Genomic DNA, 14,430 nt, shown 5'->3' on the forward strand with positions numbered 1-14,430 from the left:
GAGCGAACAGCTCCGGGCAGCTCACAGGTCGGTGCGCAGCTTCCAGATCTCGGGAAACAGCACCACGTCCAGCATCTTGCGCAGGTAGCTTACGCCGCCGGTGCCGCCGGTGCCACGCTTGAACCCGATGACACGCTCGACCGTGGTCACGTGGCGGAAGCGCCAGAGGCGGAAGGCGTCTTCGAGGTCGGTCAGTTCCTCGCCGAGCTGATAAAGGTCCCAGTGCTGCTTCGGATCGCGGTAGACCACGAGCCAGGCCTGCTCCACCGCATCGCTCTCGGGGTAGGGCTGGGTCCAGTCGCGCTCGAGGTGGTCGACCGGCACGGCGAGGCCGCGGCGCGCGAGCAGGCGCAGCGCCTCGTCGTAGAGCGAGGGCGCGCGCCAGGCGGCCTCGACCTCGGCCAGCAGCTCGGGCCGGTGCGAGTGCGGCTTGAGCATCGCGGCGTTCTTGTTGCCGAGCGCGAATTCGATGCAGCGGTATTGCCAGCTCTGGAAGCCGCTCGAGGCGCCGAGGTAGGGCCGCATCGCGCTGTACTCGGGTGGCGTCATGGTGGCCAGCACGTCCCAGGCGTGGACCAGCTGCTCCATGATGCGCGAGACCCGCGCCAGCATCTTGAAGGCGCTTTGCAGGTCGTCCGTGGCGATGCCGCGGATCGCGGCGCGCAGCTCGTGCAGCATGAGCTTCATCCACAGCTCGCTGGTCTGGTGCTGAACGATGAACAGCAGCTCGTCGTGGGCCGGCGAACGCAGGTGCTGGGCGTTGAGTATCTGGTCGAGGCTCAGGTAGTCGCTGTAGCTCATCGAGGCGCTGAAGTCGAGCTGCGCCTTTTCCTCGTGGACGATCTTCTCGGTGCTCATGGGTTTCCGCTCCGGGCGCTCAGGTGACCGCGAGCTTCTGGTTGAATTCGGGCCGCTTCCATTCGTCGGTCTCCATCACCTGCACCAGGTGCTCGACCGCGCCCCACACGTCCTCGAAGCCCAGGTAGAGCGGCGTGAAGCCGAAGCGCAGGATGTCGGGCATCTGCGAATCGCCGGCGCGGAAGTCGCCGATCACGCCGCGTGCGATCAGCGCCTGCACGATCGCGTAGGCGCCCGGGCCGCCATCCTGCAGTGCCAGGCAGACCTGCGAGCCGCGCCGCGCCGGGTCGCGCGGCGTCACGAGCTGGAAGCGGCCCGGCAGGCGCTGCTCGACCAGCGCGATGAAGGCATCGGTCAGGGCCAGCGACTTCTGACGCAACGCGGCCATCGCGCCGCGCTCGCCGTCGAAATCGGCGGCCGCGAGCACGGTGTCGAGGCCGCATTCGAGCGCCGCCAGCGCGATGATCGGCTGCGTGCCGCAGAGGTAGCGGGCCACGCCCGGCGCGGGCCGGTAGTGCGGCGTGAACTCGAACGGCGCCGCGTGGCCCCACCAGCCCGACAGCGGCTGCATGAACTGCCCCGCATGGCGCGTGTGGACCCAGGCGAAGGCCGGCGCACCCGGGCCGCCGTTGAGGTACTTGTAGCCGCAGCCGATCGCGAAGTCGGCCTGGCTGTCGTTCAGCGCCACCGGCACCGCGCCCGCGCTGTGCGCGAGATCCCACACCGTGAGCGCACCCACCGCGTGGGCCGCGGCGGTCACGGCCTTCATGTCGTGCATCGCGCCGGTTCGGTAGTTGACGTGGGTCAGCATCAGCACGGCGACCTCGTCGTTCAGCGCTGCAGGCAGTTCGTCGGCCTCGATCAGCCGCAGCGTGAAGCCACGCTCGCGGCACAGCGATTCGGCGATGTAGAGATCGGTCGGGAAGTTGCTGCGCTCGCTGAGCACCACGCGGCGCGCGGGGCTGGCCTGCAGCACCTGGCTCAGCGCCGCGAACAGCACCTTGTAAAGGTTGATCGAGGTGCTGTCGGTGCACACCACCTCGCCGGGCGCGGCGCCGATCAGGCGCGCGAGCTTGTCGCCCAGGCGTTGCGGCAGGTCGAACCAGCCGGCCGTGTTCCACGAGCGGATCAGGCCGTCGCCCCATTCCCTGGCGACCACCTCGGCGATGCGCGCGGGCGCGGCCCGGGGCAGCACGCCGAGCGAATTGCCGTCGAGGTAGATGACGCCCTCGGGCAGATGGAACTGGGCGCGCAGGGCGGCCAGCGGGTCCTCGGCATCGAGGCGGCGGCAGTCGTCGAGATTCATGGGGTTCCTGGTGGGAGTTCGCGCAGCACGGCGCGCACGGGAGAGGCGTCGGCGCTCACGAGCTTGAGCGGCAGCGCGATGAGTTCGTAGTCGCCCTCGGGAACGTCGTCGAGCACCAGGTTCTCGAGCACGCGCAGGTCGAGCCGGCGGATCACCTGGTGGCTGTCGAGGGTCTTGCTGTCGGCCGGATCGATGCTCGCGGTGTCGATGCCCACCAGCCTGACGCCGAGGCCCGCGAGGCGCTCGATGGTGGCGGGCGCGTAGGCGGCGAGGGCGCCGTCCCAGCGGTCGACGGGCGCCTGCCGGTAGGTGCGGACCAGCACGCGTGGCGGCAGGTCGGCCAGCGCGTGCGCGATGTGCGCCCATTCGATCAGCGGGCCGCGTTCGATCGCGTGGATCACCCGGCAGCGGCCCAGGAAGGGCGCGAGATCGACGTTGCCGATGGTCGCGCCGGCCGGGTCGTAGTGCAGCGGCGCGTCGGCATGGGCGCCGACGTGCGGCGAGAGCGTGATCTCGCTGACGTTGACCGGGCAGCCAGGCGCGATGGTCGCGGCCCAGCGCTGGCGGTAGGGCGTGTCGCCGGGGAACACCGGCGCGCCTTCATGGACGGGGGGAGAGATATCCCAGAGACGTGGCATGGCGCAAAGGTAGCGCCGCGCCATGGGTCGTGGTGTCGGTTATTTCCAACAGCGCCTGAAACGGCGCGTACGCGATCCGTGTCTCAGGCGACCTTGCCGAGCAGCAGGAACTCCATCAGCGCCTTCTGCACATGCATGCGATTCTCGGCCTCGTCCCAGACCACGGACTGCGGGCCGTCGATCACGTCGGCCTCGACTTCCTCGCCGCGGTGGGCGGGCAGGCAGTGCATGAAGAGGGCGTCGGGCTGGGCGGCACGCATCATCTCGGTGTCGACGCACCAGTCGGCGAAGGCGGTGCGACGGGTCTCGTTCTCGGCCTCGTAGCCCATGCTGGTCCAGACGTCGGTGGTCACCAGGTCGGCACCGCGGCAGGCTTCCATCGGGTCCCTGAAGACCTCGTAGCTGTCGCCCGAGCGCAGGCCGGCGATCGACTGGTCGACCTCGTAGCCGCTCGGCGTGCTCACATGCACCTTGAAGCCGAGGATCTCGCTGGCCTGCAGCCAGGTGTTGGCCATGTTGTTGCCGTCGCCGACCCAGGCCACGGTCTTGCCCGCGATCGAGCCGCGGTGCTCGATGTAGGTGAAGATGTCGGCCAGGATCTGGCACGGATGGAACTCGTTGGTCAGGCCGTTGATGACCGGCACCCGCGAATGGGCAGCGAAGGCCTCGATCTTGGTCTGCTCGAAGGTGCGGATCATCACCAGGTCGACCATCCGGCTGATGACCTTGGCGCTGTCCTCGATCGGCTCGGCGCGGCCGAGCTGGCTGTCGCCGGTGGTCAGGTGCACCACGCTGCCGCCGAGCTGGTACATGCCGGCCTCGAAGCTCACGCGGGTGCGGGTCGAGGCCTTCTCGAAGATCATCGCCAGCGTGCGGTCGACCAGCGGCTGGTGCCGCTCGTAGGCCTTGAACTTCTTCTTGATCAGCGCCGCGCGCGCGAACAGGTGGGCGTAGTCGGCGGCATCGAAATCCGAGAACTGCAGGTAGTGCCGGATCGGCTGCGGGCTGCCGGCGCTCATGGGAAAACCTCCGTGCTGCGCACTGCGATGCGAGCGCCTTCGGGCGGCCGGGCGGCGCTCATGGCGCCGGCTCCGCGAGGAAGGCCTTCACGATCGGCGCCAGGATCGCGACGATCTCGTCGGCCTCGGCCACGCTGAGGATCAGCGGCGGCACCAGCCGGATCACGCTGTCGGCCGTGACGCTGAGCAGGAGGCCGGCGTCGCAGGCGCGGTTCAGGATCACGCCGCAGGGCCGGTCGAGCTCGATGCCGAGCATCAGGCCCTGGCCGCGCACTTCCTTCACGCCCGACAGGCCCGCGAACTCGCGCTCGAGCGCCGCCTTGAGGTGGGCGCCGACCTTGGCCGCGTTCTCGAGCAGGCCCTGCTCTTCCATGATGCGGATGGTCTCGATGCCGGCGCGCATCGCCAGCGGGTTGCCGCCGAAGGTGGTGCCGTGGTTGCCGGGGCCGAAGATGTTGGCGGCCTTGGGGCCGGCCACCACCGCGCCGATCGGCACGCCCGAGCCCAGGCCCTTGGCCAGTGGCATGACGTCGGGCTTGATCCCGGCCCACTGGTGCGCGAACCACTTGCCGGTGCGGCCCATGCCGCACTGCACCTCGTCGATCATCATGAGCCAGTCGCGCTCGTCGCAGAGCGCGCGCACCTGGCGCAGGTATTCGAGCCGCATCGGATGGATGCCGCCTTCGCCCTGGATGGTCTCGAAGAACACCGCGACCACGTTGGGATTGCCCTCGGTGGCCTTCTTGAGCGCCTCGATGTCGTTGAGCGGCACGCGGATGAAGCCCTCGACCAGCGGGCCGAAGCCGGCCTGCACCTTGGGATTGCCGGTGGCCGACAGCGTGGCGATGCTGCGGCCATGGAAGGCGGCCTCGTAGACCACGATCTCGGGCCGCTCGATGCCCTTGTCATGGCCGAACTTGCGCGCCAGCTTGAGCGCCGCCTCGTTGGCCTCCAGGCCGGTGCAGCAGAAGAAGGCATTGGTCAGGCCCGAGAGCTCGGTCAGCTTGGTGGCGAGCTTCTCCTGGCCGGGCACGTGGTAGTAGTTCGAGCTGTGGATCAGCTTGGAGATCTGGTCCTGCAGGGCAGGCACCAGTTCGGGGTGGTTGTGGCCCAGCGTGTTGACCGCGATGCCGCCCAGGCCGTCGAGGTAGGCGCGGCCGTTGGTGTCCCAGACTCGGCAGCCCTGGCCGTGCGACAGCGCGATCGGGAGGCGACCGTAGGTGTTCATGACGTGGGGCGACGAGGGGGCGGCAGGGGCGCTCATGCGGATCTCCGGAAAAGGGAACGCGGATTCTAGGCGGCCGGTCTCCCCGCGGCGGTGAGGATTCCGCATCACTGCAATGCCCCCTGGCCTGTCGCCCGGGGGACCGCCGGATAGAATTGTTGTGCGGCGCAGCATCTGCCCTGCACACTTCACGTATCCGATGGTTTCTCCCACCGCCAAAGAAATATTCATCCAGGGCATCACCCAGGATGGCCGCACCTTCCGTCCGAGCGACTGGGCCGAGCGCCTGGCGGGCGTGATGTGCTCTTTCCGGCCCGGCGGGCCGCAGCCCGGCAGCCACCTGAACTACTCGCCGTGGTGCGTGCCGACGGTCATCAACGGCATCAAGTGCGTGGTCGTGAACAGCGAACTGCGCAATGCCGAGCCGATGGCCTGGGATTTCTGCGTCAATTTCGCGCGAGACAACGGGCTGCAGGTGGCCGAGGCCTGCCTGGTGCCTGAAGATCCGACCCGGAAATAGGGCAGAAACCCGGCGGCACGCGCGACCCGCGCACCCAGCCCTGAATCGGGCGCCCATGAAAAAACCGCCCGAAGGCGGTTTTTCACTTTGCTGCAGCGCACCCCGATCAAACGGCGGACTGGAGAACCAATCCGTGCTTAATGCCTGAAAACGTCAGGCGGCGGCCTTTTCGGGCGCGAGGGCCAGGGCCTTGACCTTGGCCGACAGGCGGCTCTTGTCGCGGGCTGCCTTGTTCTTGTGGAAGATGCCCTTGTCGGCGACGGTGTCGACGATGCTCTGGGCCTTCGCGAAGAGTTCTGCCGCCTTGGTCTTGTCGCCGGCCAGCACGGCCTTCTCGACATTCTTCACGGCGGTACGGTATTTGGAGCGCAGCGAGGTGTTCGCGGCGTTGAGCTTGACGTCCTGGCGGACGCGTTTACGGCCCGACGCGAGGCGCGGGTTCTTCTTCTTGGGCTTGGCGGATGCCATGTTCAGTGTTCCTTGAGGGTTTGGGGATGATGCAGCAAAGCCCTCCATTATAGGCGAGCCGCGCGGGTCCGCCAGCGGGGCCCCGGCTTACACCCTGCGGCACATACACTTCTGCCCCGTGTCCCTGTTCAAATCCGCCTCCACCGTCTCGCTGCTGACCCTCGCCTCGCGCGTGACCGGCCTCGTGCGCGACGTGCTCATGACCTCGGTTTTCGGCGTCAGCGCGATGACCGACGCCTTCTACGTCGCCTTCCGCATCCCGAACCTGTTCCGGCGCATCTTCGGCGAGGGCGCCTTCAGCCAGGCCTTCGTGCCGGTGCTCGCGTCCAGCAAGGCCGAACATGGCGATATCGGCGCCAAGGCGGTGGTCGACCACGTCGCGACCCTGCTGACCTGGATCCTCGTGGTGGTGTGCGTGCTCGGCGTGGTCGGCGCGCCGCTGCTCGTCTGGTCCATGGCCAGCGGCCTCAAGCAGGACCCGCACGGCTTCGAGGCCGCGGTGGTGATGACGCGCTGGATGTTCCCCTACATCGGCTTCATGTCGCTGGTGGCGCTGGCCGGCGGCATCCTCAACACCTGGCGCAGGTTCGCGGTGCCGGCGGTCTCGCCGGTGCTGCTGAACCTGTGCCTGATCGCGGCCATCGTCTTCGGCGCGCCGCTGTTCGGCCGCTGGGGCATCGAGCCGATCTACGCCCAGTGCGTCGGCGTGATGGTCGGCGGCCTGTTGCAGCTCGCGATCCAGATTCCGGCGCTGCGCGGCCTGGGCATGCTGCCGCGCATCGGTGCCAGCTTCGGCGCCCTGCGCGCGGCCTGGGCCGACCCGACCACCCGCCGCGTCGGCCGGCTCATGCTGCCGGCGCTGATCGGCGTCAGCGTGGCCCAGATCTCGCTGTTGATCAACACCCAGATCGCCTCCCACCTGGCCACCGGGAGCGTCAGCTGGATCACCAACGCCGACCGCCTGATGGAGTTTCCGACCGCCATGCTCGGCGTCGCGCTCGGCGTGGTGCTGATGCCGCAGCTCGCGGGAGCCCGCGCGGCCCGGGACGACGATCGCTATTCGGCCATGCTCGACTGGGGCCTGCGGATCGTGGTGCTGCTGTCGGTGCCGTGTGCGCTGGCGCTGCTGGTGTTCTCGCGCCCGCTGGTGGCGGTGCTGTTCCACAACGGCGCCTTCGATGCGACCAGCGTGCAGCGCACCAGCGTGGCGCTGATGGGCTACGGCGTGGGCTTGGTGGGCCTGGTGGCGATCAAGGTGCTGGCGCCGGGCTACTACGCCAAGCAGGACACGCGCACGCCGATGCTGATCGCGGTCGGCGTGCTGGTGCTGACGCAGGTGCTCAACGTCTTCCTCGTGCCGCTCCTGCAGCATGCGGCGCTCACGCTCACGATCAGCATCGGTGCGCTGGTCAATGCGCTCTGGCTGCTGTTCGGCCTGATCCGGCGCGGCAGCTACCGCCCGGCGCCGGGCTGGGGCCGCTTCGTGCTGCAGGTGCTGGTCGCCACCGCGGTGCTCGGTGCGCTGCTGGTCTGGGGCGACCGACACTTCGACTGGATCGGCCTGCAGGCGCACCGGCTGCAGCGCATCGGGCTGCTGGCGGCGCTGATCGCGGGCGCCGGGCTGCTCTATTTCTCGGTGCTGGCGCTCACGGGACTGAAGCTGCGCAGCTTCATGCGCCGATGAGCGGATCGCGCCGCTCGCGCTCTCGCCTTGACGGTCCCTGCGCGCTCCTCTACAAAGCCACATGACGTTCAGCTACTCGACGCCCACCGCCCTGGAGTATTTCGAATCGCTCGTGAAGAGCGACGAGCAGTTCCCGCTGCTCGAGGCGGCCGCCAGCCTGGCGCAGGACGAATACCCCGAGCTCGACGTCCAGCAGGTGCTCGGCGATGTCGACCAGTTGCTCGCGCGCCTCAAGCGCCGGCTGCCGGCCGACGCGGCGCCGCTGCACCGCCTGCGCTCGCTGAACCAGTTCTTCTTCCACGACCTGAGCTTCGGCGGCAACGTCAACGACTACTACGACCCCGACAACAGCTATCTCAACGCGGTGCTGCGCACGCGGCGCGGCATCCCGATCTCGCTCGCGGTGCTGTGGATGGAACTCGCGCAGGGCCTCGGGCTGCAGGCGCGCGGCGTCGGCTTCCCGGGCCATTTCATGCTCAAGGTCACGCTGCCCAAGGGGCAGGTGGTGATCGATCCGTTCACGGGCAAGTCGCTCTCGCGCGAGGAGCTCGGCGAGCGGCTCGAGCCCTACAAGCGCAGCAGCGGCCTGGTCGGCGAGTTCGACGTGCCGCTGGGCCTGTACCTGCAGCCGGCGACGCCGCGCGAGATCATCGGCCGCATGTTGCGCAACCTGAAGGAAATCCACCAGGCCCAGGAAGACTGGCCGCGCGCCATCGCGGTGCAGGACCGCCTGATCGCCTTGCTCCCCGAGGCCTGGGGCGAGCACCGCGACCGCGGCCTCGCGCATGCCGAGCAGGGCAACAGCGCGCTCGCGGTGCGCGACCTCGAGACCTACCTCGCTCATGCCGAGGAGGCGCTCGACCTCGATGCGATCGCCGAGAAGGTCGCCGTCCTGCGTCGGGCGGCATCCTGATGGAGCCGGTCAAGGCGCCGCTGGCCGACCTCGGGACCCTGCACCAGTTTCACGGTGTCCAGCCGGTGCTGCCGGTGGCCGACGCGGCCCGTGCCGCGCGCTACTTCTGCGACGTGCTGGGCTTCGAGCTCGATTTCATCGCGGGCGAGCCGCCCAGCTACGCGCGCGTCAAGAAGGGCGACCGCAGCTACGGCGACCCGGTCTACCTGCGCCTGTGGCAGTGCGGCCGGCGCGAGGCCAGTCCCTGGCGTGGCGAGATCGTGATCCACGTCGGGCAGGACGTCGACGGCCTGCACGAGGCCTACGTCAAGCGCGGTGTCGCCGTGGTGGAGCCGCCCACGTCCCAGCCCTGGGGCCTGCGCGAGTTCGCCATCCGCGAGCCGGACGGCCACATCCTGCGCTTCTGCGGATATCTCTAGCTCGGCGCCGACGGCGACCCCGCCAGCCCGAACTGCCGCCACGCGCGGCGCAGCTGCGTATCGGAACCGAAGCCCGACATCTCTGCCGCCCGCGTGACGTTGGCGCCCGACTGCAGCGCGAGCTGGGCGGTCGCCAGCCGCAGCCGACGCAGGTAGGCCAGCGGCGCCACCCCGGCATGCTCGACGAACAGCCGCGTCAGGTGCCGCGGCGAGGTGTGGGCGAGCTCGGCCATGCGCGGCACGGTCCATGCGGCCTGGGGCTGTTCGCTGACCGCGTCCTGCACCCGGTGCAGCGCTGCATGCAGATGGTTGCGATGGGCCAGGAAGGGCGACAGCTCGGGATCGTTCGGCCCGCGCCGCGTCGCCACCACCATGGTCTGCGCCACGCGGGCCGCCATCGACTCGCCGCAGACCTCCCCGATGCGGTGCAGCATCAGGTCGATGCCGGTGGTCACGCCGGCGCTGCTGTAGAGCGGCGAATCGCACACGAAGACCCTGTTGGCGACCACGTCGCAGCGCGGCTCGACCTGCCGCAGCTCGTCGAGGTGGTGATGGTGCGTGGTGGCGCGGCGGCCCGCGAGCAGCCCCGCATGCGCCGCCAGCAGCGTGCCGGCGCAGACCGTGACCAGCTCGAGCCGTCCGGCCTCGAGCCGCAGGCCGCGCAGCCAGTGCAGCAGGGCCCGCGCGGGCGCGCCGTCGACCGCGATGCTGCTGCCCGGCAGGCCGACCAGCACCACCCACGTCGGGCCGACCTCGGCCGCCGGCAGCGGCTGCAGCCCGGCGAGCCGCACGCCGACCGAGGTGGTCGACTCGGGTTCCGGGCTCGCGAACACCAGCTCGAAAGGTGGCGGTAGGCCGGCCGCCGCGCGCAGCTGGTTGGCGATGCGCAGCGCTTCGGCCGGGCCGGCCCAGTCGAGGATCAGGCTGTGGGGCAGCAGCGCGAAGACGACCCGGATCGGGACGGCGGCATGGCCCCCGCGCTCTCCCGCTGCGTGGGGGTCGCTGCCCCCAGAGGGTGCAGGCCGCCCGGGGGCGGCCCGGCGCCAGCCTAGGCCCGCGTCCATGCGAAGTCCATCTGCCGCGCGGTGCGCAGCGCGAGCGCCTCGCCGGCCAGGCGGGCCACCAGGTGCAGGCTCATGTCGATGCCCGCCGTGATCCCGGCCGAGGTGACGATGCGCCCCTCGTCGACCCAGCGCGGGCCTTCCTTCACCGCGAGCGCGGGAAAGCGCCGGCGCAGGTCGGCGATGTCTTCCCAATGGGTGGTGACCGCCTCCCGCTGCAGCAGGCCGGCGGCCGCCAGCAGGAAGGCGCCGGTGCAGACCGAGGCGGTGATGCGGGTTTCGCGGCCCGCGGCGGCGATCCAGGCCAGCGTCTCGCTGCACGCCATCTCGGCATCGACCACGCCGCCCGGGACGACCAGCACATCGGCGGTCGGCGCGGTGGCGAAATCGTGGTCGGGCATCACCGTGAGTCCGGCTCGCATGCGGACGGGCGTCACCGTGCGCGCGACGCAGATCACCTCGAAGGGTGGCGGTGCCTCCGGCGCGCCGCGCAGCGCCATCCGGCTCGCGGTCGTGAAGACCTCGTAGGGGCCCGCGAGATCGAGCGCCTCGACCTCGTCGAAGGCGAGGATGGCGACGCGCAGCGGCCGATCGGCGTTCATTGCGCGGCCTGCGGGCCGTCGAGCAGTCGCTCCAGCGCCCGTTCGACGCCGCACACCGTCGCGAAGCGGCCATCGAGCACCGTGGCGGTTCGGGCCCGGATGTCGGCCGCGGAGAGCGGCCGGCCGTCGGGCTGAACCATGTCGAAGGTGAGCGTGGCGTCGGTCACGTAGTCGACCTGCCAACCCAGGTCCGAGGCGTGGCGCGCCGTGGTCTCGCAGCACTGCTCGGTGCGGATGCCGCTGATCGTGACCCGTTCGATGCGCTGGCGCGTGAGCCAGACGTCGAGTCCGGTGCCCACCAGCGCGCTGTGGCGGCTCTTGGTGAAGCTGGCCGTGGCATCGAAGGCGGCCAGCCCCTCGATCGGCCGAACGTGGCCGGATTCGACCGCGAAAGGGTTGCCTGCCACCGTGGGACCGTCGACGTGGAAGACCCGCACGATCGGTGCGCCGGCGGCCGCGAAGCCATCGATCAGCGCGTTCTGCGCCGCCAGATAGTCGTTGGCGAGCCGGTCGTCGAAGTAGGGGCGGTGGCGGAACGACTCCTGGGCGTCGATCACAATCAGACAGCTCTTCATGGGTGCAGGCTCCTTGTCGAGAGAGGGATGATGCGCTCGATTGTCAACGCACGCCGCCGTACCGTCCGGCCCTGCCACGGACCGGAATCGATCAATTCAAGACATGAAACCGCGCTAGACCAGCGCGGCTGCCTTCAATTCCTTCTTGAGGTAGGCATAGAAAAGCGGCGCTGCCACCAGCCCGGCCGGGCCGTACACGGCCTCGGCGACGAACATCACGGCCAGCAGTTCCCAGACCGACATCTGCGTGCGGCTGCCGACCACCTTGGCGTTGATCAGGTATTCGGCCTTGTGGATCAGGATCAGGAAGGCCAGGCAGACCGCTGCAGTGAGCGGCGACACCGACAGGCCGACCAGCGTGATCACGGCGTTGCAGATCAGGTTGCCGACGATCGGCACCAGCCCGGCGACGAAGGTGAGCGTGATCAGCGCCGGCGTGTAGGGCAGCTCCATCTGCCACAGCGGCAGCAGGAACAGCAGGAAGATGGCGGTCAGGAAGGTGTTGAAGGCCGCGATCCAGAACTGCGCCGCCACGATCTGGCCAAAGGCCTCGCCGAACAGCACGATGCGCGCGCGCAGCTCGCGCGCCAGCGGCCGGCGCGAAGGCGGCTGGATGGCCACCGCCGCGAGCGAGCCGACGATCAGGCCCACGTAGGCGAACAGCAGGCCACCGAGCCAGGCGCGGCCGGTCAGCGCGAGGGAGCCGGCCTGCGCGCGCAGGTAGCCCGCGACGACGCGCTGCACCTCGGCCGAGCCCTCGGGCAGGTAGGCGCCGATGTCGGGCGGCAGCTTGAGCCGCAGCTCGAGCACGGTGCGCGCGATGTAGTCGAGCAGTTCCTTGTACTGCTCGGGCGCATTGAGAACGAACTCGCGCGCCTCGGAGAAGCCCAGCACCAGCAGCCCCACGGGTGCCAGCATCACGAGCGTGGCGGCCACCACGCGCGGAAAGGGCGCGGCCGCGGACCAGGTCGGGTCGTTGGCGCTGAGCTTGCGGCGCCGGCGCAGGCCGGCGTCGAGCAGCCGCACGATCCAGCGCGTGCCGAGGAAGCCGATGCAGACGCACAGCAGCCCCGGCAGCAGCCCCTGCCACATGACGAGCAGCAGCGCCCCGGCGATCAGCAGGTAGCTCGCCGTGACGATGGAACGCGAGGTCGGGGGGGCGGTGGCGATCACGCGGCGGGGCGCTTCAGCCGACCACCACCGCGGCGCCGGCACCGCGCTCGGCAATGACGCCGATGCGATGCACCGATTCGCCGGCCGCCCGCAGCGTCGCTGCGCAGGCCTCGGCCTCGGCTTCGGAAATGACGACCACCATGCCGATGCCGTTGTTGAAGGTGCGGTTCATCTCGATGTCGTCGATGCCGGCCACCTTCTGCAGCCAGGCGAACAGTTCGGTCTGCGGCCAGCTGCCCTTGCGGAGGTGGGCAGCCGTGCCTTCGGGCAGCACGCGCGGGATGTTCTCGAGCAGGCCGCCGCCGGTGATGTGGGCCAGCGCCTTGATCGGGTGCTTGCCCAGCGCCTCGAGAACCGGCTTCACGTAGAGGCGGGTCGGTGCCATCACCGCGTCGCGGAAGGGCTGGCCGTCGAGCGTGGCGGGGAGGTCGGCGCCGGCGCGTTCGATCACCTTGCGCACCAGGCTGAAGCCGTTGGAATGCACGCCGGACGAGGCCAGGCCCAGCACCACGTCCCCGGGCTTCACGTCCTTGCCCGTGAGGATCAGCGACTTCTCGACCGCGCCCACCGCGAAGCCGGCCAGGTCGTATTCGCCGGCCGGGTACATGCCGGGCATCTCGGCGGTCTCGCCGCCGATCAGCGCGCAGCCGCTGAGTTCGCAGCCGCGGGCGATGCCGCCGACCACCGCCGCTGCGGTGTCGACGTCGAGCTTGCCGCAGGCGAAGTAGTCGAGGAAGAAGAGCGGTTCGGCGCCCTGCACCAGCACGTCGTTGACGCTCATGGCCACCAGGTCGATGCCGACCGTGTCGTGCTTGTTCCATTCGAAGGCCAGCTTGAGCTTGGTGCCGACGCCGTCGGTGCCGCTCACCAGCACCGGCTCCTTGTAGCGCTTGGGCACCTCGAACAGCGCGCCGAAGCCGCCGATGCCGGCCAGCACGCCCTCGCGCATCGTCTTCTTCGCCAACGGCTTGATGCGGTCGACCAGCGCGTCACCCGCATCGATGTCGACGCCGGCGTCCTTGTAGCTGAGCGGGGTTTGGGAGTTGGAGTTCATGGGCGGGCCGGGCTGAATGGCTGGGGGCTGAAGAAGGGGGAGGGCGAAGGAGGAGGACAATGAGGCCGGCAACCGATCTGGGCGGGCCGATAGAATTCGACACGATTTTAAGGGTGCCGCCAGCCCCCGCCCGGCTTGCCACTCCGTGTCCTGCGCCATTTCTTCATGAACCCTTCCTTCGCGTCGTCCGCGCTGTCCCTGCCGCCCCCGGCGGCCGCGGCATGAAGCAGCTCGCGCTCGACATCGGCCTGGCGACCGGGCCGAGCCTCGCGGGCTTCTTCGCCGGCCCGAACGAGCCGGCGCTGCGCCACCTGCAGCTGTGGGTCGGCGACGGACGCAGCCCGACCCTGCATTCGCCGGTCCCGACCTACCTGTGGGGCGAGGGCGGCAGCGGCAAGACGCACCTGCTTGGCGCGGTGCGCGGTGCGCTGCGGGAACAGGGTGCGAGCGTCGGCTGGCTCGATCCCGCCGCCGTCGACCCACCCGAGTTCGACGAACGCTGGAGCGCGGTGCTGCTCGACGACGTGCACCAATACAACGCGATCCAGCAGCACACGGCCTTCAACTGGTTCGTCAATGCCCAGAGCCTGCAGCGCGGCGTGGTCGCTGCCGGCGCGCTGCCGCCGGCCGACCTGCCGCTGCGCGAGGACCTGCGCACCCGGCTCGGCTGGGGTCATGTGTTCCACTTGCAGGTGCTGAGCGAGGCCGAGAGGCGCGCGGTGCTGCGCCAGGCGGCCGACGACCGCGGCGTGCTGCTGTCCGACGAGGTGCTCGACTACATGCTGCACCGCTTCAGCCGCGACCTCGGGAGCCTGATGGAGCTGCTGGCGCAGCTCGACGGCTATGCCCTGCAGACCCAGCGCGCCATCACCATCCCGCTGATCCGGTCGATGCTCGAAAACGAATAGGGCGATG

16 protein-coding genes are annotated in these 14,430 nt (G+C 69.7%); 5 read left to right on the forward strand and 11 right to left on the reverse strand.

Going from position 1 to position 14,430, the window contains the following annotated elements:
• Positions 1-21: 21 nt before the first annotated feature.
• From kynA to QTH87_RS09695, 5 genes are all read right to left on the reverse strand, one after another.
• A complete protein-coding gene (gene kynA / locus QTH87_RS09675; protein ID WP_286608698.1) occupies positions 22-858 on the reverse strand; it encodes a tryptophan 2,3-dioxygenase in 837 nt (278 codons plus the stop codon).
• A gap of 19 nt (positions 859-877) precedes the next feature.
• Entirely contained in the window at positions 878-2,164 is a 1,287-nt protein-coding gene (gene kynU / locus QTH87_RS09680; RefSeq protein ID WP_286608699.1) for a kynureninase, read from the reverse strand.
• Positions 2,161-2,802 (reverse strand): arylformamidase, encoded by a 642-nt coding sequence (kynB, locus tag QTH87_RS09685; RefSeq protein ID WP_286608700.1) that lies wholly within the window; start codon positions 2,800-2,802, stop codon positions 2,161-2,163. The genes kynU and kynB overlap by 4 nt, the downstream gene beginning before the upstream one ends.
• Positions 2,803-2,885: 83 nt before the next feature.
• Positions 2,886-3,821 (reverse strand): ornithine carbamoyltransferase, encoded by a 936-nt coding sequence (gene argF, locus QTH87_RS09690; protein WP_286608701.1) that lies wholly within the window; start codon positions 3,819-3,821, stop codon positions 2,886-2,888.
• Positions 3,822-3,879: 58 nt separating this feature from the next.
• On the reverse strand, positions 3,880-5,085 hold the full coding sequence (locus QTH87_RS09695) for an aspartate aminotransferase family protein (protein WP_286608702.1): 1,206 nt from the start codon (positions 5,083-5,085) through the stop codon (positions 3,880-3,882).
• A gap of 160 nt (positions 5,086-5,245) precedes the next feature.
• Here QTH87_RS09695 and QTH87_RS09700 point away from each other — a divergent pair, with 160 nt between their 5' ends.
• Positions 5,246-5,566, forward strand: a complete 321-nt coding sequence (locus tag QTH87_RS09700; RefSeq protein ID WP_286608703.1) for a DUF3579 domain-containing protein — start codon at positions 5,246-5,248, stop codon at positions 5,564-5,566.
• A 153-nt stretch (positions 5,567-5,719) separates the two neighbouring features.
• Here the strand turns inward: QTH87_RS09700 and rpsT are convergent, their stop codons facing one another.
• Positions 5,720-6,034, reverse strand: a complete 315-nt coding sequence (rpsT, locus tag QTH87_RS09705) for a 30S ribosomal protein S20 (RefSeq protein ID WP_286608704.1) — start codon at positions 6,032-6,034, stop codon at positions 5,720-5,722.
• 118 nt (positions 6,035-6,152) lie between these two features.
• Here rpsT and murJ point away from each other — a divergent pair, with 118 nt between their 5' ends.
• The 3 genes from murJ (at position 6,153) to QTH87_RS09720 (ending at position 9,050) form a co-directional block, all read left to right on the forward strand.
• Entirely contained in the window at positions 6,153-7,718 is a 1,566-nt protein-coding gene (murJ, locus tag QTH87_RS09710; protein WP_286608705.1) for a murein biosynthesis integral membrane protein MurJ, read from the forward strand.
• Between the two features lie 61 nt (positions 7,719-7,779).
• On the forward strand, positions 7,780-8,631 hold the full coding sequence (locus QTH87_RS09715; RefSeq protein ID WP_286608706.1) for a SirB1 family protein: 852 nt from the start codon (positions 7,780-7,782) through the stop codon (positions 8,629-8,631).
• Positions 8,631-9,050, forward strand: a complete 420-nt coding sequence (locus tag QTH87_RS09720; protein ID WP_286608707.1) for a bleomycin resistance protein — start codon at positions 8,631-8,633, stop codon at positions 9,048-9,050. Before QTH87_RS09715 ends, QTH87_RS09720 begins: the two co-directional genes overlap by 1 nt.
• Here QTH87_RS09720 and QTH87_RS09725 read toward each other — a convergent pair.
• The 5 genes from QTH87_RS09725 to purM form a co-directional block, all read right to left on the reverse strand.
• Positions 9,047-10,114, reverse strand: a complete 1,068-nt coding sequence (locus QTH87_RS09725; protein WP_286608708.1) for a GlxA family transcriptional regulator — start codon at positions 10,112-10,114, stop codon at positions 9,047-9,049. The genes QTH87_RS09720 and QTH87_RS09725 overlap by 4 nt on opposite strands.
• Positions 10,099-10,713, reverse strand: a complete 615-nt coding sequence (locus tag QTH87_RS09730; RefSeq protein ID WP_286608709.1) for a DJ-1/PfpI family protein — start codon at positions 10,711-10,713, stop codon at positions 10,099-10,101. The genes QTH87_RS09725 and QTH87_RS09730 overlap by 16 nt, the downstream gene beginning before the upstream one ends.
• Positions 10,710-11,288, reverse strand: a complete 579-nt coding sequence (locus QTH87_RS09735) for an isochorismatase family protein (RefSeq protein WP_286608710.1) — start codon at positions 11,286-11,288, stop codon at positions 10,710-10,712. The genes QTH87_RS09730 and QTH87_RS09735 overlap by 4 nt, the downstream gene beginning before the upstream one ends.
• Positions 11,289-11,402: 114 nt before the next feature.
• Positions 11,403-12,461 carry an AI-2E family transporter gene (locus tag QTH87_RS09740; protein WP_286608711.1) on the reverse strand — a complete coding sequence of 353 codons (1,059 nt, stop codon included), beginning with the start codon at positions 12,459-12,461 and terminating at the stop codon, positions 11,403-11,405.
• A 13-nt stretch (positions 12,462-12,474) separates the two neighbouring features.
• Complete coding sequence (purM, locus tag QTH87_RS09745; protein ID WP_286608712.1) at positions 12,475-13,515, reverse strand: phosphoribosylformylglycinamidine cyclo-ligase; 1,041 nt, start codon at positions 13,513-13,515, stop codon at positions 12,475-12,477.
• Between the two features lie 221 nt (positions 13,516-13,736).
• Between purM and hda the strand changes: the two genes are divergently transcribed.
• The gene (hda, locus tag QTH87_RS09750) at positions 13,737-14,423 is read left to right on the forward strand and encodes a DnaA regulatory inactivator Hda (RefSeq protein WP_286608713.1); all 687 of its coding nucleotides are present in this window, start codon (positions 13,737-13,739) and stop codon (positions 14,421-14,423) included.
• Positions 14,424-14,430 lie beyond the last annotated feature (7 nt).

It is taken from the genome of Variovorax jilinensis (assembly GCF_030316885.1).
GTDB classification, from domain to species: domain Bacteria; phylum Pseudomonadota; class Gammaproteobacteria; order Burkholderiales; family Burkholderiaceae_C; genus Variovorax; species Variovorax jilinensis.